The sequence below is a fragment of the Streptomyces capoamus genome (genome assembly GCF_014654935.1).
Taxonomy (GTDB): Bacteria; Actinomycetota; Actinomycetes; order Streptomycetales; family Streptomycetaceae; genus Streptomyces; species Streptomyces capoamus.
Window position 1 is genome coordinate 287,458 of the sequence record NZ_BNBF01000004.1, and the last position, 23,975, is coordinate 311,432.

A 23,975-nucleotide genomic window follows, 5' to 3' on the forward strand; every position below is an offset into this window, starting at 1 on the left:
CGACCTCGCCGGGCGCATAGCGGGGCGTCTGATCGCGTCGGGCGTGTGCCCCGGTGACCTCGTCCCGGTGCTGGTCCCCCGCCGCCTGGTCATCCCCGCGATCCTCGGCGTGCTGATGGCGGGCGCCGCCTACGTGCCGCTCGACCCCCGGTACCCGGACACCCGCCTCGCGAGCCTGGCCGAGCGGGTCGAGGCCGGTGTGATCGTGACCGACGACGACCTCGTCGTGCGGGCGAAGGCCTGGCACACCGGATCCTTCGTGCTCGTCGGCGACGCCGGGGACGCGGACCTGCCGGCGACGGGCGTGGAGGTCGGACCGGACGATCTCGCCTACGTGATGTTCACGTCCGGCTCGACCGGCACCCCCAAGGGCGTGAAGATCACGCACCGCAACGTCACCCGGCTGATGGCCGAGACGTCGGCGATCTACGACATCGGCGCCGAGGACGTGTGGACGATGCTGCACTCCTACGCCTTCGACTTCTCCGTGTGGGAGATGTGGGGCGCGCTGCTGTTCGGCGGACGCCTGGTCGTCGTCGAGGACGACGCGGCCCGTGCCCCCGACGAGCTGCTCGACCTCCTGGACCGTGAGGGTGTCACGGTACTGAGCCAGACACCCTCGGCCCTGGCGGCCCTGGCCGGTGCCGACGAGGTGCGGCCGGCCCGCCTGGACCGCCTGCGGCTGATCGTCCTCGGCGGCGAACGCCTCGACCCGGCCTCACTGAGCGGATGGTTCGCCCGCCGGGGCGACGAGCAGCCGCGCGTGGTGAACATGTACGGGATCACCGAGACGACCGTCCACGTCACGTACTGCCCCATCACGGCGCGGGACGCGGCCGCCGGCCCGGGCAGCCCCATCGGTGTGCCGCTGCCGGATCTGGAGGTGTCGCTGCGGAACGAGGACGGCGCACCGACCGCGGTGGGCGAGGTCGGCGAGATCTGGGTCTCCGGACCCGGCCTCGCGCGCGGCTACTTCGGCGACGACGAGGCCACCGCTCGCAGTTTTCGCATGGCGGCCTGGGGCGACGACGACCACCGGCGGACCTACCTCAGCGGTGACCTCGCGCGCAGGGACGCCGACGGTCGGCTCTTCTACGTCGGGCGGCGCGACGATCAGGTGAAGGTCCGCGGCTACCGCATCGAACTGGGTGAGGTCGGTGCGGCGCTGAAGGCCCACCCGGACGTCATCGACGCCTGTGTCGCGACCGACACCGGTACCTCCGTGGGATCCCGGCTGCTGGCCTGGGCGACCGTCCGCCCCGGCGGACCGGGCGTGGACGGTCTGCGGGCATTCCTGGCCGACCGGCTGCCCGGCCACATGGTTCCGAGCGAGACGCACATCGTGGACGCCATGCCGATGACGCCCAACGGCAAGGTCGACCGCAAGGCCCTGCTGGACCAGGCCCGCGCCTCCCGGTCCGCGTCCGCCACCGCGCAGGACGCCCCTCGGAGCGATTCCCTGCAGGCGGCCGTGGCGGGCATCTGGGCCGAAGAGCTCGGCGTCGCCGAGGTCGCCCTCGACGACGACTTCTTCGATCTCGGCGGGCATTCCCTCATGGTGGCGAAGGTCATCCGCCGTACCCGCACGGAGCTCGGTGCGCAGATCGGCGCGCGCGCCCTGTTCGAGGCGCCGCGGCTCGCGGACTTCGTGGAGCGTGTGCGCGCCCAGGCCGCGGCCCCGGCGGGTGCGGCCACCGACCGCTGAACCGCCGGCCGTCACACGGCCTCCAGGAATTCCAGCCGCCGCGGGCGGCGGCGTCGCGATGCTCGACGAGCTCCATCCGGTATCTCCGTAGAGTCGAGCCTGTCCCATTTCGAGATCGGTCGTGCCTGCGGATTGCCGGCGACGCCACGTCAGGAACCCTTCATTCCGCACTACTTGACGGAGTATGCAGTGATCAAAACGATTGATGCCGGGGACGAAACTCTGATAGTTTCACGCGCCGATGTCTTTTCGCGTGCCGTGCCGCACGCCACCGCCGAATGAGTCGCCGCGAGGCCACGCTGATCCCAGGAGCCGTACAGATGCAGCAGAAGCCGACTTATGCACCCGCAATTGCGGTGATAGGTATGGCGGCCCGTTTCGCAGGCGCGGAAAATGTCGAGCAGTACTGGACGAACCTCGTCGACGGAGTCGAGTGCTCCAACCGGTCGGACGCCGACGGAACCGGGCCGGACCGCGCCGGCCGCAACGGCACCTTCGTCCGGGGGGTCGCGCAGGTCGCCGGCATCGAGTCGTTCGACGCCGACCACTTCCGCATACAGCCGACCGAAGCCGTCATCATGGATCCGCAGCAGCGCGTGCTGCTGGAGGTGGCGGCCGAGGCGCTGGAGGACGCCGGCTACGCCGGTCAGCACGACGCGGTGGTCGGGGTGTTCGTCGGTTCGGGGGAAAACCACTACTTCCGTGAGTACGTGGCCCCGACGGAGGCCCGCGCGGGCCGTTCCGGCGACGTACGTGTCACGCTGGCCAACGAGAAGGACTTCCTCGCACCGCGGCTCGCCTTCAAGCTGGGCCTCAACGGTCCCGCCATCACCGTGCAGACCGGGTGCGCCACGGCGCTCAGCGCGGTGGCGCTCGCCTGCTCGGCCCTGGCCGCGGGCGACTGCGACATCGCCCTGGCGGGCGGCGTGAGCCTGCTGATGCCGGACGTCGAGGGCTACACGTACACCGAGAGCGGCATCCTGTCGGCCGACGGGCGGTGCCGCGCCTTCGACGCGGAGGCTTCCGGCACGATTCCCGGATCGGGAGCCGGTGTCGTCGTGCTGCGGCGCGAAACCGACGCGCAGGCCGCCCGGGACCGCCGCAGGGCGGTCATCCGCGGCTGGGCGGTCAACAACGACGGTGGGTCACGCGGGGGATTCACCGTCCCGAACATCAACGGCCAGGAAGCAGTCATCCGTGCCGCGCTCGCGCGTGCCGACATCAAGCCCGACGACGTGGGCTACGTGGAGACGCACGGCACCGGCACCGCGATCGGCGACCCCGTCGAGTTCGAGGCACTGCGGCGCGTCTTCGCGACCCCCGGCCGGCCGGCCGGAAAGCCCCTCGTGCTCGGCGCCGTCAAACCCAGCATCGGGCACACCGACGCGGCGGCGGGTGTCGCCGGACTGATCAAGGCGGCACTGACCGTCGAGCGGGCCGTCGTGCCGGGGACGCTGCACTTCCGCACGCCGAACCCGGAGATCGATCTCGACTCCACGCCCTTCGTGCTCACCTCCGAGACCCGGGCCTGGGGCGCCGAGGGCCCGCGCATCGCAGGTGTCAGCTCGTTCGGCCTCGGCGGGTCCAACGCCCACGTCGTACTGGAGGCCGCGCCTGCCATGCCCGCCGCGGACTCACGGCGGTCGCGTCAGGTTCTCGCGCTCTCCGCACGCAGCGACGAGGAGCTGGACCGGATGCGGGAGCGGCTCGCCGACCGGCTCGCCGGGGCGGCCCCGGTCGGGGACGCGGAACTGGCCGACATCGCGTACACGCTCGGCGTCGGCCGTGCCAGGTACGCCCGGCGCTGGGCGGCCGTGGTCACCGGACCGGAGGACGCCGTCGCGCAGCTGCGTGCGCCCGGCGAGGCGACCCGTCCCACCGCACGGTGGTCACTGGCGCTGCACGGGACCCCCGCCGAGCTCGCGGCGATGGGCGAACGGCTCGTGTCCACCCAGCCGTTGCTGCGCTCCGCGCTCGTCGAACTCAGGGGACAAGCCGACCTGCGGGGCCTCGCCCCGGAACAGGCCGGAGCGCTCGCCGCGCTCGGTGTCGCCCGGGTCCTGCTCCGTCTCGGTCTGACCTTCGCACGGGTGGACGCGCCGTCATGGGCGCGCTCCGCCGCGCAGTGGCTGGCCGGCGGTGGCGACCCCGCCACGCTGGAGGCGGCCCTCGCCGCCTGCACCGCCGACTCCGACTCCGGCTCCGTCCGCGAAGGCGCCGGCCGGATCGTCGTCGGCCCGTCCTTCGACCTGACCGACGTGGTGGCCGCGGCGTGGCGCGCGGGTGTCGCCGTCGACTGGGCCGCCTACTACGGAGACGAGCCGCGCGGCCGGGTCCCCCTGCCCACGTACCCGTTCACGCGGCGGCGGTTCTGGCTCGAACGCCCCGAGACGACCGCGGCCGACCGTGCCCCGCAGACCGCCCCGTCCCGCGTCGACACCACGGACATCCCCGCGTTCGTCGAGAAGGTCTGGCGCGGCGTCCTCGGCGTCGATCGCGTCCAGCACGACGCGCACTTCCTGGACGTACTCGGCGGCGACTCGCTGCACGCGGTCGAGATCGGAGCCCGGCTGAACGAGGAGCTCGGGCTCGACCTGCCGATCGACCTGCCTTTCATCGCGCCCACGATCGAGGCCACTTCGACCTACATCGAAAAGGCCCTGGCTACGGAGAAAACCTCATGAGCACCATCGACATCAACGACATCCTCATCCGCCGACTGGACGTCACGGCCCGCGTGACCGACCAGGTGGTCGAACTCAGCGAGCGCCACCAGGGCGGTCTGCTGATCGAGAGGCTGATCGGCCGCTACGTGATCGACGCCGACGCGCGCAAGGTCTGGCGGCTCATCGACGGACGGCGCAGCATCGCCCGTGTCGTCGAGGATCTCGCCACGGAGACCGCCCTGCCGGCCGCCGAGTTGGAGGAACCCGTGCTCGGCCTGTGCCGCCGCCTCGTCGAGCTCGACATCCTCCAGGTCGTCACGCCCACCGACGCCGCGCTGCTCGACCTGGTGGCAGTCGCCGGATGAGCCGCCCCGCCATCACCAAGGTCGGCCTGCAGATCCCCGGCTACTCCTTCCCCGGGACCATGGACCACCAGCTCTTCGACCGTGTCGTCGAGATGGCACGGACTGCCGAGGCCAACGGGTTCGACAGCATCTGGACCATGGACCACGTGCACCAGATCGCCTCGGTCGGCGAGCCGGACGAGCCGATCCTCGAGGCGTACACGACGATCGCGGCGCTGGCCGCCGTCACGTCGACCGCTCGGCTCGGAGTGCTCGTCTCGTGCAACGGCTTCCGCAACCCCGCGCTGCTCGCCAAGATGGTGACGACCATTGACGTCATCAGCAAGGGGCGCGCCATGCTCGGCATCGGCGCCGGCTGGCACGAGGAGGAGTGCCGCGCCTACGGCATGGAGTTCCAGACCACCGGCGAGCGCCTGAAGGCACTGGCCGAGGCGGTGCAGATCTGCCGGGCGATGTTCACCGAGGACGCACCGCGGTTCTCCGGCACGTACCACCGGATCGACGAGCCGATCAACGTGCCGGGACCGATCAACCCCGAAGGCCCGCCGATCCTCATCGGCGGTGGCGGTGAGCGGGTGCTGATCCCGATGGTCGCCAAGTACGGGGACGCCTGCAACTTCTTCGGTGCGCCGGCCACCGTGCGTCACAAGATCGACGTGCTGGAGAAGGCGTGCGCCGCCGTGGGCCGCGACTCCGGCCAGATCACCAAGACGTGGCTGGGACATGCGATCATCACCGACTCCGAAGCGGAGGCCCAGGAAGGGCTGGAGCGGCTCGGGACCCTCTTGGGCCGCGCGCCGAACGCCGTCCGGGGGTTCGCCCTCTGCGGCACCCGCGAGGAAGTGCGGCGCCAGATCGCGGAGTACCGCGAGGCCGGTGCCGAGGGACTGATCGTCACCGTGCTCGACCCGGGCGATCTGGAACACCTGAGGCTGGTCGGCACGACGCTGCGGGAGGCCATGGATGACTGAGCTGCCAAGCACCGAGCTGCCAAGCACCACCGCGACCGGCACCGATCTGGACGGCGACCCCGTCGAGGTCGTCGAGGCGGTCTGGGCCCGGGCACTCGATATGGAGACCATCGACCCGGACGACGGCTTCTTCGATCTGGGCGCGACGTCCACGATGATCGTCGACGTGGTCCGGGTCCTGCGCGGGCGTTGGCCGGACCTCAGGATCGTCGACGTCTTCGCCCACGCGACCGTCAGGCAGCTCGCGGCCTTCCTCGGCGATGGTTAGGCCGACCGCGAGTTCCGGACGCCTACCTCAGCGCGGCACGGATCTCCTCCGCGAGCTCCCGCCACGCGGCACCGCCGAAGAGGTGGTCGGCGCCGGCGACCTCGCGGAACTCGCTGCGAACCGCGGTCTCATGGCGCCAGCCGTCGACCTCCGACCGGCTGAGCAGGTCGTCGCTCCCGCCGTAGAGCACGGTGATCGGCACGTCCAGGGGCGCCTCCGGCGTGTGGACGTACGCGGACACCAGCCGCATGTCGGCGGCGAGGACCGGCAGCAGCACCTCGAGGAGTTCAGGCTCTTCACGAAGGTGCTCGGGTACGTAACGCGTGAGGTCCCCCTCCGGCTCGTCGTCACCGTCCGCCAGGAGGCGCGGCGGAAGCTGCGACGCGACGAGCAGGTGGGCGACCTCGGGGCCGTCGCCGGACCGGTGCAGTCGCTGCGCCGTCCGGTGGGCCAGCAGGGCTCCGGAGCACAGTCCGAAGAGCGCGACGCGCGGGACGTCCAGCCTGACCAGCTCCGCCACCAACTCCTCGACGACGTCGTCGAGCGAGGTCGGCAGCGGTTCGGTCTGCCGGCTCTCGCGGCCCGCCAGCCGTACGCCGTACACGTCGGCCGCGTCGCCGATCACCGCACCCCAGGGGCGGAACGGAGTCGCTCCGGCGCCGGCCCACGGAATGCAAACGAGAGCGGTGCCATTCCTCGTTTCCGTGCCCGTGCTCCACGGAACGAGAATCGACGATTTCTTCGACACGGTCGCACAATTTGATATGTCCATGAGCGTGAAGTCTAGCACGCTGCACAGCTGATCCGCAGCGTACTCGAAGCGCCGTAAATGCATTGCCTCTGCGAATGCGGAGGTCATTTACGGCACGCCGATCCGTACCATCCGAGAGGATTCCGATGTTCAATCCGACTGTCGAGGTCATTGTCGAGCAGCCGTCTGTTCTCGCCCGTCCCGACCTTTCCTTCGAAGGCGTGCTCAAGCGCTTTCCGGGGCTTGCCGAGGCCGAAGCCGTCTGCATGACGGGATCGACCGCCGCCGGCTGGGGCAACACGTTCAGCGACATCGACCTGTACGCGTTCGCCGACGAGGACCTCGACCTTCCCGTCGACGAGACGATGGAGACCTGGCAGAGCTCCGACCCGAGCACCGGCCTGCGCTGGACCATCTGGATGGGTGCCTACGGCGACCAGCGGGTCGACCTGAGGGTGTGGCCGACCAATACGCTCGCCACGGTGCTGGCGCCCTATCTGGAGAAGGAGGTCGAGTTCTGCAACACCGGCGACTTCCTCCAGGACTTCATCTACCGGCTTTCCATCGGCGTTCCGCTGAAGAACGAAGCCTTCTTCAAGGAAATGCGCGAACTCCTCTACGGCTCGTCCTACAGCCGGTCGCTCGCCCGATTCCTCAAGGCCGACGCGGAGAACTGCCTCACCGATGTCATGGGCCAGCTCGACACCGGTGACTACAAGACGGCCCGTGTCTCCGCCGGCCTGGCCGCGGGATTCCTGACGGACGCCGCCCTCGCCCTTTCCGGAGAGCTCTGCCGCCGTAAGAAGTGGCTGCTCCGCCGACTGGAGAGCACTCCGCAGTGCGGAATCGGCGTGGACGAATACCGCACCATGGTTCTCGACGGCCTGCGCCCCGGGGAGTCCGACGCCGACTGCGCGTTGCGCGTCGCCCGCTGGACCCAGGCGCACATCATCCGGCTCGAGGACGCCTTCCTGTCCGCCCCCTGATCAGCGTCGCCGAACCGGCACAGCGACGCCTGCCCATCACCCCCCCCATAAGCCGCAGTTGAGAAGGAGACAGAGTGATCATCGCCATACGGGCGGCCGCCGCGAGCAGCCCGTTCGCTGCCGAGACCGGCGTGAGCCCGACCGAGGTGGCCTCGTGAGCGCGACGACCCCGTTGGCGAAACTCCGTGCCGCGGTGCGCGGCCCGGAGGATCCCCACCAGCAGTTGCTGGCGCTGTCGACCATCGTTAACACCATCGGCATGGGCATGTTCCTGTCCGCAGGCACGATCTTTCTCATCAGATCCGCCGGACTGAGCCCGACCGCCGCGGGAATCGGCCTCACCGTCGGGTCGCTGGCCGGCTTCGGCGCCGGAGTGGTGATCGGCGACCTGGCGGACCGCCGCGGCTCGAAGAAGGTCCTGATCGGCTCCATGCTGCTCGAGGCCGTGGCGAGCGTCAGCCTGCTGCTGGTGCACAGCCTGTGGCCGCTGCTCGTGGTGGCCGCAGCCGCCGCGGTGGGCCGTGCGGGGACGGTCAGCGCGCGCGGTGCGATGATCGGCGTGCTCGCGGAGGAGGGCAAGGGCGCGCGACTGCGCACCTATCTGCGTGCCGTGACCAACGTCGGGATCGCGGTGGGCACGATCGGGGCCGCGTTCGTCCTGGCCATCGACACGCGCGCAGCGTACGTGACGATGATCCTCACCGACACCTCCACCTTCCTGATCGCCGCCGCGATCCTGACGCGGCTGCCGAACTTCCCCCCGACCCGGACGCCGGACGCCGAGGACTCCGCGGGGGAGAAGACACCCCGGTGGCTGGCCCTTCGCGACCGGACGTACCTGAGCCTCACCGCCGCCTCGTCGGTCGCGAGCCTGCAGTACTTCGTACTGGTCCAGGCCCTGCCGGTGTGGATCGTCCTGCGCACGAACGCGCCGCGGTGGATGGCCGCGATCGTCCTGTTCCTCGGAGCGGTCATCGTCGCCGCCACGCAGGTTCCGGCGACGCGGTTCATCACCGACCCACGTTCGGCTGCCCGGCTGCTCGCGCTGTCCGGCCCGCTGTTCCTGGTGGCGTGGATCCTGATGGCGGTGGCGGCGGGGCCCGCCGCGTGGATCGCCGTCTCTCTGCTGCTCGTCGGCATCGTCGTGCATTCACTGGCAGAGGTGTGGCAGGCAGCCGGTACGTTCGAGCTTTCCTTCGCGCTCGCCAAACCCGAGGCCCAAGGCCAGTACCAGGGGGTGATGGGCCTCGGGCACGGCCTCTCCGAGGCCGTCGCGCCCATCATCGTCATCTCGATGTGCGTCAACTGGGGCAAGCCGGGCTGGATCGTCCTCGCCGTGATCGTCACCGTGGCGGGCCTCGTCTGCGCACTGATCGAGCGCAGTTGGTCCCGCTCGAACCCGCCCGCCAGGGCCGCGGCGGTTGCCGGTGAGTGAGCCGAGCGAGCCGGCCGTGTGAGGAAGTGTGCGGGGTGGTTGCAGATCTGCTCCAGGCCGGTGAGGAGTTCGAGCACCGGGCCGCTGCGGGCGATGCCGTCGGCGGACCGGATCTGCGCCACCCTCTCGCGTGAGGGCGACCGGGTGGTCCGTCTCGGTCTTCGGCGGGAGTCCGGGGGCGATGCCCGGGTCGGACTTCCCGCGGCGCAGCAGGAAGCGACGGACCAGCTCGGCCGGCCGCTGTGCGCTCGGCGAGCCGTGTGGGGTGCTTCGGACACATGGTCGACGGGCTCGTTCAGCGCTGCCGCACGGCGGCCGCGGCGATCCGGGCCCGGGTGGACCCGCATGTCAATGCCGTACTCGCCGCCGCCGCCGCCGCCGACGTCGCCGCCGTCGTCCAGACCGTGTGCGGCCCAGGCGCGCCAAGCCGGCTCCAGCTGCCGGAACTTCGGGTTCGTGTGAGGCGCCAAGTAAACAACCCACCATTTTTCCGGTGAGACCTTTGTGTGGCTGTTGTGCTCACGCCAAGATCCCCTCTGCGTCGGGACACCCCCATGCTCCCGTCGCAGGGAGGAGAGGGCATGTTGCCCCCGAAGCACCAGCGACGGTTCATCACCTGCACCGTCGTAGCGGCCGCGTTCGGACTGGTGAGCACCCAGTCGTTCGCGGCGCCGAACACCGCCAGACCCCGGCCCTGGCAGGCCCGCCACCAGGCCGCCGTGGGCCGCGAGCACATCAAGGCGGTGCGCGCGGGCCACGGGCTGTCCGCGTTCGCCGCGGAGGGCGGCGATGACGACGGCGCCGATGAGGCGGAGAACTCCGCCGAGGCGACGGCCCAGTTCACGGAAGCCCGCACCGCGCCCGGCGTGGTCGCGCCCGGCGCCTATGGTGCCGCCTGGCAGCAGCTGCAGTCCATGAAGCACACGAGCGGCAGCTGGGAGCACGTCACCAGGAAGGTGTACAACGCCGACGACCCGCGCTACCGCGATGTGAACTCCAACTCCAGCGGAGGCGCGGGCGATGTGACCGGCCGGATCACCGGCATCGCCGCCGACGACCACGGCTACGTGTACGCGGGCGGCGCCAACGGCGGTGTCTTCCGCTCCACCACCGGCGGCGGCCACTGGAAGCCGATCTCCGACAAGCTCCCGTCCCTGTCGACGGGCACCCTCGCCCTGGACGGCCGGAAGCGGCTCTGGTACGCCACCGGCGAGTCCAACACCGGCGCGACGTCCTTCGTCGGCACAGGCGTGTACGTCCTGAAGGACCCACGGCACGGTCGATTCCAGCCGGGCGACCGCGTGGGCGGCGCCGAACTGGAGTCCACCGTCATCCACGCACTGCGCTTCGCCGGCACCAAGGTGTGGGCGGCCACCAGCACCGGCGTGTGGTCGCACTCCACGACCACCCTGTCCGGCCCGTGGAAGCATGAGTTCGCGCCCAATCCGGACTACCTGCCGGGCGGTTCGAAGGCGGATGACCCGAGCGCGCCGTACAAGAACATCGCCAACGACATCGCCGTCGACCCCAAGGACCCGGGCAAGGTCCTGCTCGCGGTCGGCTGGCGCGGCGGCGACACCTACAACGGGCTGTACGCGAAGGCGGCCGACGGCAGCTGGAAGCCGGTCAGCGGTCTCGGTGACCTGCCCACCAGCAGTGACGACGTCGGCAACATGACGTTCGCCGCGGCGGCGGACGGCTCGCGCCTGTATGCCATCGACCAGTCGCCGGCGCAGATGGCCGCCAACCCGGACAGCGGTCTGAAGGGCGTGTACGTGTCGAAGAACGGCTCGCCGTTCGGGCCGTGGACGCAGATCGCGGACTACACCAAGCTGAAGGCGTCCGGATCCGCCCTGCAGGACGCGGGCTACATGCCCGGCATCCAGTCCTGGTACAACCAGTTCCTCCAGGTCGACCCGGCCGACGCCGACCATGTCTACCTGGGCCTGGAAGAGGTCTTCGAGACCAAGAACGGCGGCCAGAGCTGGACCGTGCCGGGTCCGTACTGGAACTTCCCCTTCCCCTGCTGGAGCATCGACCCGGCCAAGCAGACCGGTGACTGCTCGCCGACCACGCACTCCGACCAGCACGCGGTGGCGATCGGCAGCCACCGGGGCAAGACCTGGGCGTACGTCGGCAACGACGGCGGCATCTACCGGCGTCCGCTGAACGGGGCGGTCGACTCCGGTGGCCACGCCAAGGACTGGCAGTCCCTGAGCGACGGCACCCTCGACACCCTCCAGTACTACTCCGTGGGCGTCGGCAAGGACCTCACCAACGGCGGCGTCTCGGTCACCGGCGGCCTGCAGGACAACGGCCAGTCCATCCTGCGCGGCCACGACAAGGTCATGGGCTCCGACTTCGGCGGCGACGGCGGCGACACCATCACCGACCCCGCCAACGGCTGCAACATCGCCCAGGAATACGTCTACCTCGACATGTGGGTCACCCAGAACTGCGGGGTGAACGACGGCTCCTGGACGACCGACCCGTCCAAGGCCACCGAGTACGAGGTCGCACCGCCGGACAAGGACCAGGGCGGCGCCGGCGCCCGCTTCATCGCCCCGATCACCGCCGACGCCAAGAACACCAGCACCTGGATCGCCGGTGGCCGGCACGTGTGGGTCAACACCAAGGGCTTCGCGATCCGCTCCGGCAAGGAGTGGACCAACGCCTACGATCTCGGCGAAGGCCACACGGCTACGGCCGTGGCGTCCTCCGGCGGCACGGTCTACGTCGGCTGGTGCGGCCCCTGCAACAACCAGGGCTTCACCCGCGGCATCGCGGCCGGCAACGCCGACGGCACCGGCTGGCACCAGCTCAACCTGCCGGTCGACGGTACGATCCCCAACCGCTACGTCTCCGGCTTCGAGATCGACCCGGCCGACGCCCAGCACGTGTACGTGGCGATCAACGGCTTCTCCCGCCGGTTCACCGAGGGCCCGGGAGCGGGCGTCGGTCACGTCTTCGAGTCCAAGGACGGCGGCGCGAGCTGGGCGGACATCTCCGCGAACCTGCCCGACGTCCCCGCCGACACGGTCAAGGTCCTCCCGAACGGCGGCCTCGCCCTCGGCACCGATCTGGCCACCTTCTACCGACCCGCCGGCGCCACCAAGTGGCTGGTCCTGGGCCGCGACCTGCCCACCACGGCCGTGATGCAGTTGCGCCTCGGCCCCGACGGCAAGCTGTACGCCGCAACCCACGGACGCGGCATCTGGTCCTTCGACGTACGGCGCCTCAAGGGCCGTAAGGACTGATCACCACCCCCACCCGGCGTAACACGACGACGGCCGGTGCGGCCCCGCTTCCGGGACGCACCGGCCGTCTGACGTTCGGTCCACTGCACCGGATACCTACGGCGCACGGGACTCCTGCCTCCCGACGGCGGCGAGCACCGCATACTTCATGGCGCTGGGAAAGGACCGGGTCGTGCCGTGACGGTCCAGGAACAGACCGGCGCACCTGCTCAGACGGCGCTCAGCCCGCCGTCCACGACCAGGCTCTGACCCGTGACGTAGGAGGCACGGTCGGACAGCAGGAATGTGACCGCTTCGGCGACCTCCCAGGCGGTTCCCTGGCGGCCGAGGGGTATGCGGGTGAACGAGGTGGAACGCGACGGCCGGCCTGCCGAGGCCTCGCGGCCCATCGGGGTGTCGATCAGGCCCGGAACGACCAGGTTGGCGCGGATCCCGCGCGCCGCACCCTCCTTGGCGACATGGCGGGTGAGTCCGAAGAGACCCGCCTTGGAACTGTCGTACGCGGGCGAGTCGGTGGCGGCGCGCAGGCCCGCCACGGAACCGACGAAGACGATCGATCCTCCGTCGGCGATCGCGGGCAGTCCGTACTTGGCCGCGAGGAAGGGGGCGCTCAGATTGACCGAGAGCACGCGCTCCCACTGCTGTGGTGAGGTGTCCGCCAGGCCGGTACCGAGTCCGATGCCGACGTTGACCACCAGCGCGTCGAGCCCGCCCAGTTCGTGGCGGGCCTCGGCGACCATGGCCGAGGACCGGCCGGGATCCGTGGCGTCACCGACCACGGGCAGGCCCCGGCCGCCCTCCTCACCGACGAGGGCGGCCGTGGCCGCCGCTGCGGCGGGGGAGACGTCGGCGCAGGCCACGGCCGCCCCTTCGCGGGCGGCGAGCACGGCAACAGCCCGTCCGTTGCCCACTGGTGCCTCCGGATCGTCACTGGGGCGGGTGCCCGCGCCCAGGACCAGTACGTTCCGCCCTGCCAGGAGACCGACCGGGCGGGTGGTCGCGGGGTGCCGGGCCTCAGCCATGGCCGTGTCCCCTCTCCGCCGTGTTGCCGTCGGCTCCCGCGGGCGCGGGCAGGACCTCCGTGGCGAAACCGGGTTCGAGCGGGGTGCCCGCGGAGTTCAGGAAGAAGGCGACCATGTGGTACTGGCCGACGAGCATGGTGATTTCGATCAGCTGTGCCTCGTCGTGGTCGGCCGCGAGCGCGGACCACGTGGCCGCCGACAGGCCTGCGTCCCGGTGCAGTTCGTCGGCGGCACGCAGCAGACGGGCGTCGGCAGGCGTCCACCCCTGGGCGCCCGGACCCGCGCCGACCCGCCGGATCTCCTCCTCGGTGACCCCGGCGGCCCTGGCCAGCGGCACGTGCCGCCCCCATTCGTACGCTGCCCGGGTGTTGCAGGCGGTACGCAGGATCAGCAGTTCCCGACTCCGGTCCGGCAGACGGCCGGCACGCAGCAGATGGGTGCCGAACGGCAGGAAGTGCCGGAAGAGGCCGGGGTGCCGCACCAAGGTGGTGAAGACGTTGGGGAGCCGGCCGTCGGCGTCGCGGGGGATCGGTGCGAGCAGCTCCCGGGTGGAGGGGTCCCAGTGGTCCTCGGGCAGCGGCGCGAGGCGCGGACCGGTGTCCGCGGTGGCGCCGTGGGACAGGTGATGGTGTTCGTCTGACATGGCGTTCTCCGCACTGTGCGTAGGGTGGCGGCGGTGGCGCGAGGGCGTTCCGGCACGGTCGGCGACGCCTTGCTGGTGGCCGCCGGTGAGTCCTTACGCCCGCCGTGCCACTGTGCTTTCGGAGGCGGAGGCTTGTCGACGGACCGCAGGCCAAGGGCGCGGTCGGCATATTGTTCGGTCGAACAACGGCCGGTACCGGAGCAGCAGAGGTGAGGTCCATGCCCGGACTCGTGAGCACCGCGGCGCCCCTCGAACGGGTCATTGCCGCGATGGCCGCACAGCAGAGCCACATGGGCGGGCGGTTGCACGCGGACCTGACGGACCGCATCCCGTCCTACCGCTCGGTGCCGCGGGAACTCCTGGACCAGATCTGGCACCGGCACTTCCAGCGCGCTCTCGCGGTCGTGCGAGAAGGGACGGTGCCGGCACCGGAGGACTTCGGCGAAGCGGACGTGGCCCGCGACCGGGTCGCCCGAGGCGTGCCGCTCGCCGACGGGCTCCGCGCCTTCCGCCGCGCACTGAGCGCGATACGGGACCTGTTCCTCGCCGAGGCGACCGAGCGAGGACTGGAACCCGGCCTGATCGTCGACCGCACCAGGTGCCTGTGGGAGCTCGCGGACGTCGCGAGCCTGCGGATCGCCGTGGTCCACCGGGAGGCGGAGGTCGACTCCGCCCTGTCCGACGCCCGCCGCCGCGCCGACTTCCTGCGCGGACTGCTCTACGGGACGCTGAGCGCGGCAGAGGTCCACGGCGGTGCCGCGATCTACGGACTGGACCCGTCGCGGCCGTACCGGGCCGTCAGAGCGGTGCCGAACGGCGACGTCCGTCCGGACGCGCTGGAACGTTCCCTGGAGTCCGACGGCCGCAGGAACGGCCGGTGCGGGCTGCTCACCGTGCTGGACGAGGCCGTCGTAGGAGTTGTCGAGGCGAAGCCGGAGGCCGGGGACCTGGAGGTGACGGCGGGGCTCGGGCCGCCGACGGACCTGGCCGCGGTGCACCGCTCCTTCCACGCCGCCGGCAGGCTGCTGGAGGCCGCCCGTGCGTACGGTCTGCGCGGCGTGTACGACCTGGGCGACCTGTCCTGGCGGGTGGCGGTCGTCTCCGAACCGGAACTCGCCACGCTGCTGCTCGACCGCTATCTGCGCCCACTCGAGGCGGAGGGGGAGTTCGGTGCGCTGATCGAGGAGTCGGTGCGGGAATACCTGAGGAGGGGACGGCGCATCCGCGAAGTCGCCCGCAGCGCACATGTCCATGTCAACACCGTGCGCTACCGTCTGCGCCGTTTCGAGGAGCTCACCGGCACCAGCCTGGACGCTCCGGACACCGCGGTGGAGCTCAACTGGGCCATGGCGGCACGCGAACTGGCCGCGCGTCCGCGGGTCCGGGCCGCCACCGGGTGACACCACAGCTGACCGTGCCCGCAGCGCCGTGGCTGCCGTCCTGTCCTGCGGGTGCCGCCCGCGGGCATCCGGTGGGCAAGGCCGTGCGGCGATGTCCGCCGACCGGGCCGGACACGTCGGCGTGGTCATTCGGCTGCGGCGAGCAGCCGTGCCTCGCTCTCCTCGTACAGCCGACGCACACAGGGAGGTGCAGGGACGCCCTTTCCATGGCCCGGTCGCCCGTTCGGTGCCCGCACGCGGGGCGGATGACGAGGAGCGCAGTCCAGCCCTGTGCCGTCGCCAGGTTTCACCGGGCAGCACCGCGCGTCGACATCGGTGGTGATCTTGTGAGGTGTCACCCGATGGCCGTTCGCACAGCCGTTCCGCATAAGCTTGCCGCTGGTCCGAGTCGCGCCCAGTGGCTGCGGGAGGTCAAGGAGGGGGAACGCCGATGCTCGAGCAGGCTTCGGCATCCGAGGACGGCGCTACTGACAAGCGCCTGCATCTGGTGCCCGACGAGGTCGTCGAGGTCGGCCGGATGGAGGCGGTGCGCCGCTACGACATCCTCGACACCCCGCCCGACGGCGCGTTCGACCGGGTGGCTGGGCTGGCGGCTCGGCTGTTCGACGTCCCCGTGGCGACGGTGACGATCGTGGACGAGGACCGGATCTGGTTCAAGGCCGCGCACGGCCTGGACGGGGTCAGCGAGATCGGCCGGGACCCGGGCCTGTGCGGCTCCGCGGTGCTGCGCGACGATGCGCTGGTGATCCCCGACACTCTGCTCGACGACGTCGCCTGCGGCAACCCGCTGGTCACCGGTCCGCTGGGGGTTCGGTTCTACGCCGCCGCGCCGATCACCACCACGGACGGGCACAAGCTGGGCACGGTCAACGTCCTGGACACCAAGCCCCGCTCCATCAGCTCCGAACAGACTGCCACCCTGACCGATCTGGCGGCGATCGTGATGGACGAGATGGAGCTGCGCCTGTCCGCGCTGCGCACCGTGCGCCAGGAGCAGCGGGCCGCCGAGGCAGAGCGGGCGGCCCGGGAGCAGGCGGAAAGGGACAAGGCGGCGATCGCGTCCTTCGCCTCCACCTTGCAGCGCACTCTGTTGCCGCCGGCACTGCCGGCCGTGCCCGGTCTGGAGCTGGCCTGTCACTATCACACCGCCTCCGTGCACGACGTGGGCGGCGACTTCTACGACGTCTTCCCCCTGCCCGCCGGGAAGTGGGGACTGTTCCTGGGGGACGTGTGCGGCAAGGGCGCCGAGGCGGCCACCATCACCTCCCTGGCCCGCTACACCCTGCGGGCCTCCGCCCAGCACACGGACGATCCCGTCGCGGTACTTGAGGCTCTGAACAGCGCCCTGCTGGCCGATGTATGGGCGGGCAGCCGGTTCTGCACGGCTTTCTTCGCCACCCTCACCCCTGACGCGGCCGGGGGCTTCACCGTAGAGCTGGCCACCGGTGGGCACCCCCCGGCCTACCACCTCACCCCCGCCCCGCCCGAAACCGGGTCCGCCACCCACACGCGGGTGGAAGCGGTCCATCCCAAGGGCGGCATGCTCATCGGCGCCTTCCCCGGCGCCCGCTTCGCCTCCACCACCCTCCACCTCGCCCCCGGCCAAGCCCTGCTCCTCTACACCGACGGCCTGACCGAGGCCCACACCAGCACCGGCACCATGCTCGGTGACGAGGGCCTGACGGCATTCCTCGCCGCTCGTCCCGCCTCGTGCGGGGCGACGCAGTTGATCGAGGACACCGTCGGTCTGCTGCACGCCCTGCCCGAGGGCGCGAGTGACGACGTCGCCCTGCTGGCTCTGTCGGTTCCCACTCCCGACCAGGCCGCCGCCGCGACGGGGGCCGGATCCACCGCACACACTGCCGCCGCGCCCGCCGGCGAGGAGCACTGACCACCATGACCGACGACATCGAGCTGACCCTGACCGCCACCCACGGCCCGGCAGCGGTCGGCAAGGTCACCGGCGAGATCGACCTGCACACCGCACCCGGCTTGCGTACCCGCGCGCTGGAACTGATCGACCAGGGCCACCACTACTTGATCCTGGACCTGTCCGGTGTGGGCTATTGCGACTCCGCCGGCCTCAGCGCACTGATCGGCATCTGGCACGGCGCCCAGGACGCCGGCGGCTCCCTGGCCCTGGCGGCGATCCCCGACCGGCTGATGCGCATGCTCACCCTCACCGGAGTGGACAACCTCCTGCCTCACTACCCGAGCACTGCCGACGCACTCAGCGCCCACCAGGGCGCCCCCGACGCCGTCTGAGCCGCTTTTTCACCAGCCTCGCCGTTGCGGGCGGTGGCGCGATTCGCCAGGTGGTCGACACCATCCTGCACCGGGTCCGAAGCTTCGCCGGGAAGGCTTTTTCGCGCCCGGACGGCCCAGCCGTCCGCCACCGGCCCGCAGATTCCGCCGGCCTGGCCGTGGCCGCAGCAGCACCTGCCGGGGTTCGGACCACTCCGGCGGCACGTTTCTGATGAGACACGACGACCGCCCCTCTAGTAACGGTGGTTGGGCCAGTGCGGGTCCCTCCAGCGAGCGGGGCCGGTGAGTCCTATCAGCCGAATACGGTGCAGCAGACTGTCGGTGGCGTCTTGAGCCAGCAGCCGCGCCGGGGCGTAGCGGACGAGCCAGGACCCGAGCTCGCTGACCAGGTCATCGGCGTTATTGAGTGTTTCCCAGGGAAGTTCGTCACCGAGAAGGTCGTACTCCCAGTGGGCTGCCGCTGTGGCCAGGTGTTGGTTGGCAACGCGATGGTCGGCTGTCTCCCAAACGCTGAGCCACGGGCTGAGCGTGCTGGTTGCCTCGGCACACAGAGCGAGAACTTCGTGCACGGGGACAGCGGGAGACGGATCGCTCAGAGTGTGAGCCCACCAGGCGTGCAAAAACTGCTGTATCGCCGCGCTCTGGAGCGCGGGCCATTGTTGCCAGCCGCCTCGAGCGAATGAGTGTCCGACCTCCTCCATCCCGGAGAGCGGCTCCACGGCGCCGCTGACCAAAGCTCTGGAGAGTTCGGGAAGGATGCGGCGCAGCACCGCGCCGTGGTCGCTCCAGTCGCAGGCACTCCAGGTGCGGTACAGAAGGTCCAGACCGAGCTGAGCGTCCGCAAGCTTCAGTAGCGCGAGCTCTTCCTCGCTGCCCCAGTGGCAGTCGCACTGCGTTTCGTCCCCGCGGGCGGTCATTCCGCGGAACGTGGAGGCCAAGCAGTCCACTGCGCTGTCAAGTCGGAGTCGTGCCGGAGTGTTGTCGCTGTTCATGGTCGTCGGTCAACCCAAGAAGGACTCCGGAGGCTTCGCCGCCCGAAGATCGCGACACTACCAGCCACGCACACCCGTGTCACCGGAGTCGCAGAGGCTGACCAGCCCGGCACACGACGCCTTGCAGGAACTGGCCGCAGGGCCGCAGGCCGAAGGCGCTCAAGCGGAGCGCCGCGCCCCCGGCCCCTGTGCGGGTGCGCGTCCGTACCGCGTACGGGCGTCAGACGGGCTGTGTCACGGCGGTGCGGGCGGGCTTTGCGTTCGGCGGTCGGGAACTGCTCGGGCTGCAGGTTCTCCCCGGCGTCGAGTGCGGCGCCGGCGTCCCCGAGTGCCCAGTGCACGCCGACCGCGTACAGGTCGACGGCGACTGGGCTGATGGCGAACAGCCGGCCGGCGGGAGCGTTCTGAGGCAGGCGGTGGGCGGCAGGCGGCAGGCGGCGCGGCGGGCTCCCTCGGCCATCGCCAAGGCCTCGGCGCGCTGTCCGGCCCGGGGCGGCGGTGTAGGCCAGGGTCCACGACATCTGAGCGTAGGCGACCGTTGTGGGGTCGGTGCTCAGCCCGCTCACCTCGAGGGAGGCTGCGGCCCCCTGCCTCGCTTCCAGCACCGCCCGCGTCGACGGCATCCGCCACCCCCACGACGTCCCGCCCGGCAACGGGCCCGGACTTCCGAGTCCACAGTCGCTTCATGCCTGACCAGCGGATACGTCACACAAGGTGCGGAAAGAGAACGGCCTCTCAGCGAGACAAGGTGACGAGCCCCAGCTCATAGGCGGTGATGACGAGCTGGACCCGGTCCCGGGCGTCCAGTTTGGTGAGCAGCCGCGACACGTGTGACTTGGCGGTGGCCACCGTGATGAAGAGCTCCTCGGCGATCTCCGTGTTCGACCTGCCGCGTCCAACTAGGGTCAGTACTTCCCGTTCCCGCTCGGTGATGCCCTCGACCGTCCGTGGGGAGCGCTCGGGGGCAGCCGCGGGGCGCCCGATGAAGTCCGCGATCAGACGGCGCGTCACGCTCGGCGCGATCAGTGCGTCACCAGAGGCGACCACGCGGATCGCCGCGAGGATGTCGTCCAGCGCCATGTCCTTGACCACGAAGCCGCTCGCGCCTGCCCGGAGCGCACCGTAGACGTGGTCGTCCTCGTCGAAGGTGGTCAGGACGAGGACGCGTGCGGTTCCCGAACCGGCGGTGATCAGGCGGGTGGCCTCGATCCCGTCCATACGCGGCATCCGGATGTCCATCACCACGACGTCGGGGCTGACATCCCCGACCAGTTGGACGGCCTCAGCGCCAGTGGCGGCTTCACCGACCACCTCCAGATCGGGGTGATCGGCCATGATCACGCGTAGACCGGACCGAACCAACGGCTGGTCGTCGGCCAGCACCACACGGACGGTCATCGGCCCTCCACCGGAACGCCGACGGACGCGGGCAGCGGCAGCCGGGCCGCCACTCGGAAGCCGCCCTCAGTGCGCGGCCCGGCGCTGAGGTGGCCGCCCAGCAGACCGACTCGCTCCCGCATCCCGATGAGGCCGAAGCCGTGGCCCGAGCCGTCCCCGGAGGCCCCGCGCCCGTCGTCGACGACCTCCACGGACAGCTCCTCTTCTCCGTAGTCGATGGCCACCCGGCATCGCTCGGTGCCCGCGTGTCGGACCACGTTGGTCAGCGCCTCCTGCACGATACGGTAGGCGGACAGGTCGATGTCGGCCGGCACGGGACGCTGTTCGCCGGTGCGGCTCACGTCGACGCGTAGCTCTGCGCCCGCGGTCGCCGCCGCAAGCCGTTCGATGTCCGCCAGCCCCGGCGAAGGCGCGAGCGGTGACTGCTCCGAGGCGGTCGCGCCTCGATCGGCCTGACGGAGCGACACCAGCGTGCGCCGAAGTCCCGACAGAGTCTCTCTGCTGGTGGCCTCGATGGCGCGCAGGGCCTCGCGCGCCTCGGCCGGCTGAGTCTGCATGACCCGGCTCCCCACACCGGCCTGGATCGCGATGATGCCGATGCTGTGCGCGACCATGTCGTGCAACTCCCGTGCGATCCGCAGCCGTTCGGCGGTCACCGCCTCGGCCACCTCCTGTGCCCGCAGCGCTACCGCGTGCTCCCGGCGCTCGCGGCTCAGCAGACCGGCCATGCAGGACGCGGCCAACGCCAGGAGGGCGATCACCCCGTTGACGGCCAGGCCGTCCCCGTGCGCGAAGCCGCCGATCACCAGGAATTGCACCGTGAAAGACACTGCCACGGCAGCAACCGAAGCGCGCCGCGCACAAGTGGCGACGATGAAGCCCACGACGAGGTCCACCGCCAGGTAAGACAGGAACTGACCCTGGTACGAAGCCGCCGGGCTCTCATGGGCGGATCTCGGGGGGACCACCACCACGGCAGTGGATCCGAGGAGAGCCATGGCCAGAGTCGGCAGCGGCATCCGCCGCACCACACCGACGAGCAGGCTCACCGCCAGCAGCGCCCCGACACCGTGGACCGTGCCCGACGCCCGCGGTGCGGCCCCCACGAGCAGACCCACCATGAGGAGGTAGCAGGCACCCCCTGCCCAGGCTGCGGCCTTGGTTCTCGTCATCGGCGGTGTTCCTTGCCGAGAACAAGGACGAGGTGCGCGACGCGTGCAGGCAACGAAATGGTCGTCATGGGGTTCACGCCGCGACACTAACCGGATCACCAGCAGCGCGGCATCAGCCCGGGGACGTACGCCCACGGTTCAATCAGGCCACACGATTGCAGCCCACGGCCCCATGCCCGGACGGAGCTCCTCTCGGCAGTGTGGGCGCCGTGATCGAAGTCAGCGAACTCAGTAAGCGCTACGGCAGCAAGATGGCCGTCGACCATCTGTCCTTCACCGTGCGGCCGGGACAGGTCACCGGATTCCTCGGCCCCAACGGAGCCGGCAAGTCCACCACCCTGCGGATGATCCTGGGCCTGGACGCGCCCACCACCGGCTCCGCCACCGTCAGCGGCGTCCCCTTCCACCGCCACCCACGCGGACTGCGGCACGTCGGTGCCCTCCTCGACGCCGGACAGGTTCACGGCGGACGCAGCGCTGCGGCTCACCTGTCCGCTCTGGCCCGGAGCAACGGCATCCCGCGGCGCCGGGTGGGCGAGGTGCTTCATGAAGTGGGGCTGGCCGAGGCGGCAAACCGCCGCATCGGCGGATTCTCCCTCGGCATGAAGCAGCGCCTCGGCATCGCCACCGCCTTGCTCGGCGATCCGCCCGTGCTCATGTTCGACGAGCCGATCAACGGCATGGACCCGGAGGGCGTGCTCTGGGTACGCCGGCTCTTCCGGCGCCTCGCCGCCGAGGGGCGCACGGTCTTCCTCTCCAGCCACCTGATGTCGGAGATGGAGAACACCGCCGATCAGCTGGTCGTCATCGGGCGGGGCCGCCTCATCGCCGCCGAGTCGGTACGGGACTTCGCGGCCCGTGGCACTCGTAGCAGCGTTGTGGTGGGGACACCGCAGGTCGCCGAGCTGGCAGCCGTGCTGACCGCGGCGGGTGCCTCGGTCGAGCCGGAGGGCTCGGCCGGCGTGGAGAGACTCGCCGTGGCCGGGCTCCCGGCCGACCTGATCGGGGCGCTCGCCTTCGACAACGGTATCCAGCTCAGCGAGCTGACCACCCGCACCGCCTCACTGGAAACGGCCTTCATGGAACTGACCGCCGAAAGCACCGAATACCAGGCAGGACAACCCCGATGACCACGCTCACCTCCGCCCCCCGGACCATCTCCGTCACCGCGCCGCCCGCCCGCTTCCGCGACCTGCTCTCCGCCGAGTGGATCAAGACACGGTCCCTGCGGTCCACACCCTGGACGATCGCACTCACCCTCCTGTTCGTCATCGGGTCCTCCGCCGTGGCCACGCTGGCGGACAAAGCCGCGCCCTCCGGACCCGCTGACTTCCGGCCCTATGACGCCTATCCACCGGCCGGCTACTGGACGCTGATCCTCGTCGCCGGCAGCATGGGCGCCCTCGCCGTCGTGAGCGAATACAGCAGTGGGCTGATCCGCACCACGACCGTGGCCGTCCCGGCCCGCGGCTCGATCGTGCTGGCCAAGGCAGTCGTCACCGCGACGCTGTGGACCGTGGTCGGCGCGACCGCCTCCACCGGTTCTTTCCTCGTCTCCCAGGCCGTCCTGGGCGGGCACCATGCCGGCTTTCCGATCACCCACCCCGGTGTGTTCCGGGCGCTGGTGGCCTCCGCGTTGCTCGCTCCGGTCTGCGCCCTGGTCGGTCTGGGTCTCGGTGTTCTGCTCCGGCATGCCGCCGGGACCATGGTCACCAGTGTCTTTGCCCTGGTGATGCTGCCCCCCATGTTCTCGGAGACCAGCCGCTGGTCGGCGGACATCAAACACGCGCTGGTGTCGGCCGCCTGGAACCGCCTGATCCAAACTTGGGAGCCGGAGCCCGGATCCTTGGCCCATACCGCCACGGTCCCTGGGTCCTGGACCGTGTACACGCTCTGGCCGCTGATCACGGTCGCACTCGCCGTGCTCGTCGTAAAACACCGCGACGTGTGAGTGTGCACTCAGGAGCGAGGTCCCAGTAGCTCGTCGCAGCCTTGATGACGGACTCTCATACACTGATCGTTCCCCCATGGCCTTGTGTACGCGTCCTGATCAGCAGAAGCAGAAGCAGAAGCAGAAGCAGATCCGGACCGGACGGACGGAGGAGTGGACGGATGGGCGGGGACGCGGAGCGGGAGTGCTGGGAGCTGCGGTCAGGAGCCGGTGTGGGTCCGCTCCGGTTCGGGATGTCTCCAGCCGAGGTCGCCAAGGCACTCTTGTCCCCGAACCGCAGGGGCGGGTTGGCGGCGCGTATGCGCAGGAGGACTTCCCGGATGGGGTGAAAGCGTTCTACGACACGGGCGAGCTCGCCTGCGTTGCGCTGGATGCGGTCACCGGTCCGCAGGTCTTCCTGTCTGGCTTCCCGCTGGCGGGAAGCGATCCTGAGCAGGGCCAGCAGTTCCTGTTGGACCACGCTGCGGAGCATGGGCACTGCGTGCTCTACACGCCTGATGACTCGCTGTCCCTGACTGACCTAGGAGTTCTTCTGCGCTCGCAGCAGGTCGGGGCAGCGCGCCTGACACGTCCGCTCTTCGTGAAGGAGGAGTGGTTGGAGTCGCAGTACTTCCGGGACCACCTTCCGCTGGAGGGCGGCTCGGACTGAGCGCTCGATCTGGCGAACGACGCCAGGGTCTCGGTCGGCAAGGTGTCCGGGGTGCGTGCTGATCTTGTTCCGGACGCCC

The 23,975-nt window shown here is 70.5% G+C and carries 20 protein-coding genes and 1 pseudogene; 14 read left to right on the forward strand and 7 right to left on the reverse strand.

The annotated features are described in order from the left end of the window. The 5 genes from IE312_RS09380 to IE312_RS09400 form a co-directional block, all read left to right on the forward strand. Positions 1-1,705: non-ribosomal peptide synthetase (locus tag IE312_RS09380; RefSeq protein ID WP_189980206.1), on the forward strand; the 1,705-nt coding region annotated here is incomplete at its 5' end. Between the two features lie 320 nt (positions 1,706-2,025). Next, positions 2,026-4,389 (forward strand): polyketide synthase, encoded by a 2,364-nt coding sequence (locus tag IE312_RS43985; RefSeq protein ID WP_306419721.1) that lies wholly within the window; start codon positions 2,026-2,028, stop codon positions 4,387-4,389. After that, positions 4,386-4,736 (forward strand): PqqD family protein, encoded by a 351-nt coding sequence (locus IE312_RS09390; protein ID WP_189980208.1) that lies wholly within the window; start codon positions 4,386-4,388, stop codon positions 4,734-4,736. The genes IE312_RS43985 and IE312_RS09390 overlap by 4 nt, the downstream gene beginning before the upstream one ends. Then, entirely contained in the window at positions 4,733-5,707 is a 975-nt protein-coding gene (locus tag IE312_RS09395) for a TIGR03560 family F420-dependent LLM class oxidoreductase (protein ID WP_189980209.1), read from the forward strand. The genes IE312_RS09390 and IE312_RS09395 overlap by 4 nt, the downstream gene beginning before the upstream one ends. Beyond that, positions 5,700-5,975, forward strand: coding sequence for an acyl carrier protein (locus IE312_RS09400; protein ID WP_189980210.1), 276 nt, complete (start codon positions 5,700-5,702; stop codon positions 5,973-5,975). Before IE312_RS09395 ends, IE312_RS09400 begins: the two co-directional genes overlap by 8 nt. A 22-nt stretch (positions 5,976-5,997) precedes the next feature. Here the strand turns inward: IE312_RS09400 and IE312_RS09405 are convergent, their stop codons facing one another. Beyond that, complete coding sequence (locus IE312_RS09405; protein WP_189980211.1) at positions 5,998-6,834, reverse strand: thioesterase II family protein; 837 nt, start codon at positions 6,832-6,834, stop codon at positions 5,998-6,000. A gap of 38 nt (positions 6,835-6,872) precedes the next feature. Here IE312_RS09405 and IE312_RS09410 point away from each other — a divergent pair, with 38 nt between their 5' ends. Beyond that, entirely contained in the window at positions 6,873-7,712 is an 840-nt protein-coding gene (locus IE312_RS09410; RefSeq protein WP_189980212.1) for a hypothetical protein, read from the forward strand. Between the two features lie 154 nt (positions 7,713-7,866). Further along, positions 7,867-9,147: an MFS transporter gene (locus IE312_RS09415; protein WP_189980214.1), complete on the forward strand. Its 1,281-nt coding sequence runs from the start codon at positions 7,867-7,869 to the stop codon at positions 9,145-9,147. A gap of 20 nt (positions 9,148-9,167) precedes the next feature. Here IE312_RS09415 and IE312_RS39350 read toward each other — a convergent pair. Beyond that, positions 9,168-9,396: pseudogene (locus tag IE312_RS39350) on the reverse strand (hypothetical protein); the annotation flags it as partial. A gap of 332 nt (positions 9,397-9,728) precedes the next feature. On the opposite strand from IE312_RS39350, the gene IE312_RS09420 reads away from it, so the two are divergent. After that, positions 9,729-12,404, forward strand: coding sequence for a WD40/YVTN/BNR-like repeat-containing protein (locus tag IE312_RS09420; protein WP_189980216.1), 2,676 nt, complete (start codon positions 9,729-9,731; stop codon positions 12,402-12,404). A gap of 209 nt (positions 12,405-12,613) precedes the next feature. On the opposite strand, the gene IE312_RS09425 is transcribed toward IE312_RS09420, so the two are convergent. Then, the gene (locus tag IE312_RS09425; RefSeq protein WP_189980218.1) at positions 12,614-13,426 is read right to left on the reverse strand and encodes an SDR family NAD(P)-dependent oxidoreductase; all 813 of its coding nucleotides are present in this window, start codon (positions 13,424-13,426) and stop codon (positions 12,614-12,616) included. Further along, positions 13,419-14,069, reverse strand: a complete 651-nt coding sequence (locus IE312_RS09430) for a carboxymuconolactone decarboxylase family protein (RefSeq protein ID WP_189980220.1) — start codon at positions 14,067-14,069, stop codon at positions 13,419-13,421. The genes IE312_RS09425 and IE312_RS09430 overlap by 8 nt, the downstream gene beginning before the upstream one ends. A gap of 218 nt (positions 14,070-14,287) precedes the next feature. Between IE312_RS09430 and IE312_RS09435 the strand changes: the two genes are divergently transcribed. The 3 genes from IE312_RS09435 (at position 14,288) to IE312_RS09445 (ending at position 17,734) form a co-directional block, all read left to right on the forward strand. After that, on the forward strand, positions 14,288-15,469 hold the full coding sequence (locus IE312_RS09435) for a PucR family transcriptional regulator (protein WP_189980221.1): 1,182 nt from the start codon (positions 14,288-14,290) through the stop codon (positions 15,467-15,469). A gap of 430 nt (positions 15,470-15,899) precedes the next feature. Next, on the forward strand, positions 15,900-17,360 hold the full coding sequence (locus IE312_RS09440; protein WP_229899404.1) for a PP2C family protein-serine/threonine phosphatase: 1,461 nt from the start codon (positions 15,900-15,902) through the stop codon (positions 17,358-17,360). A 5-nt stretch (positions 17,361-17,365) separates the two neighbouring features. After that, complete coding sequence (locus IE312_RS09445) at positions 17,366-17,734, forward strand: STAS domain-containing protein (protein ID WP_189980223.1); 369 nt, start codon at positions 17,366-17,368, stop codon at positions 17,732-17,734. A gap of 233 nt (positions 17,735-17,967) precedes the next feature. Here the strand turns inward: IE312_RS09445 and IE312_RS09450 are convergent, their stop codons facing one another. The 3 genes from IE312_RS09450 to IE312_RS09460 form a co-directional block, all read right to left on the reverse strand. Then, positions 17,968-18,651: a hypothetical protein gene (locus tag IE312_RS09450; protein WP_229899406.1), complete on the reverse strand. Its 684-nt coding sequence runs from the start codon at positions 18,649-18,651 to the stop codon at positions 17,968-17,970. 810 nt (positions 18,652-19,461) lie between these two features. Further along, on the reverse strand, positions 19,462-20,124 hold the full coding sequence (locus IE312_RS09455; protein WP_189980227.1) for a response regulator: 663 nt from the start codon (positions 20,122-20,124) through the stop codon (positions 19,462-19,464). Further along, complete coding sequence (locus tag IE312_RS09460; RefSeq protein ID WP_189980229.1) at positions 20,121-21,296, reverse strand: sensor histidine kinase; 1,176 nt, start codon at positions 21,294-21,296, stop codon at positions 20,121-20,123. The genes IE312_RS09455 and IE312_RS09460 overlap by 4 nt, the downstream gene beginning before the upstream one ends. Positions 21,297-21,505: 209 nt before the next feature. Here IE312_RS09460 and IE312_RS09465 point away from each other — a divergent pair, with 209 nt between their 5' ends. From IE312_RS09465 to IE312_RS09475, 3 genes are all read left to right on the forward strand, one after another. Continuing rightward, the gene (locus IE312_RS09465; protein WP_189980231.1) at positions 21,506-22,426 is read left to right on the forward strand and encodes an ABC transporter ATP-binding protein; all 921 of its coding nucleotides are present in this window, start codon (positions 21,506-21,508) and stop codon (positions 22,424-22,426) included. After that, a complete protein-coding gene (locus tag IE312_RS09470) occupies positions 22,423-23,247 on the forward strand; it encodes an ABC transporter permease (protein WP_189980232.1) in 825 nt (274 codons plus the stop codon). Before IE312_RS09465 ends, IE312_RS09470 begins: the two co-directional genes overlap by 4 nt. Positions 23,248-23,572: 325 nt before the next feature. Continuing rightward, positions 23,573-23,896 (forward strand): hypothetical protein, encoded by a 324-nt coding sequence (locus IE312_RS09475; protein WP_229899408.1) that lies wholly within the window; start codon positions 23,573-23,575, stop codon positions 23,894-23,896. Positions 23,897-23,975 lie beyond the last annotated feature (79 nt).

Excerpts from the sequence above, each read along its gene's own strand:
- IE312_RS09445 (WP_189980223.1), top strand. The coding sequence starts at position 17,366 with ATGACCGACGACATCGAGCTGACCCTGACCGCCACCCACGGCCCGGCA.
- IE312_RS09430 (WP_189980220.1), bottom strand. The coding sequence starts at position 14,069 with ATGTCAGACGAACACCATCACCTGTCCCACGGCGCCACCGCGGACACC.
- IE312_RS09470 (WP_189980232.1), top strand. The coding sequence starts at position 22,423 with ATGACCACGCTCACCTCCGCCCCCCGGACCATCTCCGTCACCGCGCCG.
- IE312_RS09390 (WP_189980208.1), top strand. The coding sequence starts at position 4,386 with ATGAGCACCATCGACATCAACGACATCCTCATCCGCCGACTGGACGTC.
- IE312_RS09440 (WP_229899404.1), top strand. The coding sequence starts at position 15,900 with ATGCTCGAGCAGGCTTCGGCATCCGAGGACGGCGCTACTGACAAGCGC.
- IE312_RS09395 (WP_189980209.1), top strand. The coding sequence starts at position 4,733 with ATGAGCCGCCCCGCCATCACCAAGGTCGGCCTGCAGATCCCCGGCTAC.
- IE312_RS09420 (WP_189980216.1), top strand. The coding sequence starts at position 9,729 with ATGTTGCCCCCGAAGCACCAGCGACGGTTCATCACCTGCACCGTCGTA.
- IE312_RS09460 (WP_189980229.1), bottom strand. The coding sequence starts at position 21,296 with ATGACGAGAACCAAGGCCGCAGCCTGGGCAGGGGGTGCCTGCTACCTC.
- IE312_RS09455 (WP_189980227.1), bottom strand. The coding sequence starts at position 20,124 with ATGACCGTCCGTGTGGTGCTGGCCGACGACCAGCCGTTGGTTCGGTCC.
- IE312_RS09450 (WP_229899406.1), bottom strand. The coding sequence starts at position 18,651 with ATGACCGCCCGCGGGGACGAAACGCAGTGCGACTGCCACTGGGGCAGC.
- IE312_RS09435 (WP_189980221.1), top strand. The coding sequence starts at position 14,288 with ATGCCCGGACTCGTGAGCACCGCGGCGCCCCTCGAACGGGTCATTGCC.
- IE312_RS09410 (WP_189980212.1), top strand. The coding sequence starts at position 6,873 with ATGTTCAATCCGACTGTCGAGGTCATTGTCGAGCAGCCGTCTGTTCTC.
- IE312_RS09425 (WP_189980218.1), bottom strand. The coding sequence starts at position 13,426 with ATGGCTGAGGCCCGGCACCCCGCGACCACCCGCCCGGTCGGTCTCCTG.
- IE312_RS09405 (WP_189980211.1), bottom strand. The coding sequence starts at position 6,834 with ATGACCTCCGCATTCGCAGAGGCAATGCATTTACGGCGCTTCGAGTAC.
- IE312_RS43985 (WP_306419721.1), top strand. The coding sequence starts at position 2,026 with ATGCAGCAGAAGCCGACTTATGCACCCGCAATTGCGGTGATAGGTATG.
- IE312_RS09400 (WP_189980210.1), top strand. The coding sequence starts at position 5,700 with ATGACTGAGCTGCCAAGCACCGAGCTGCCAAGCACCACCGCGACCGGC.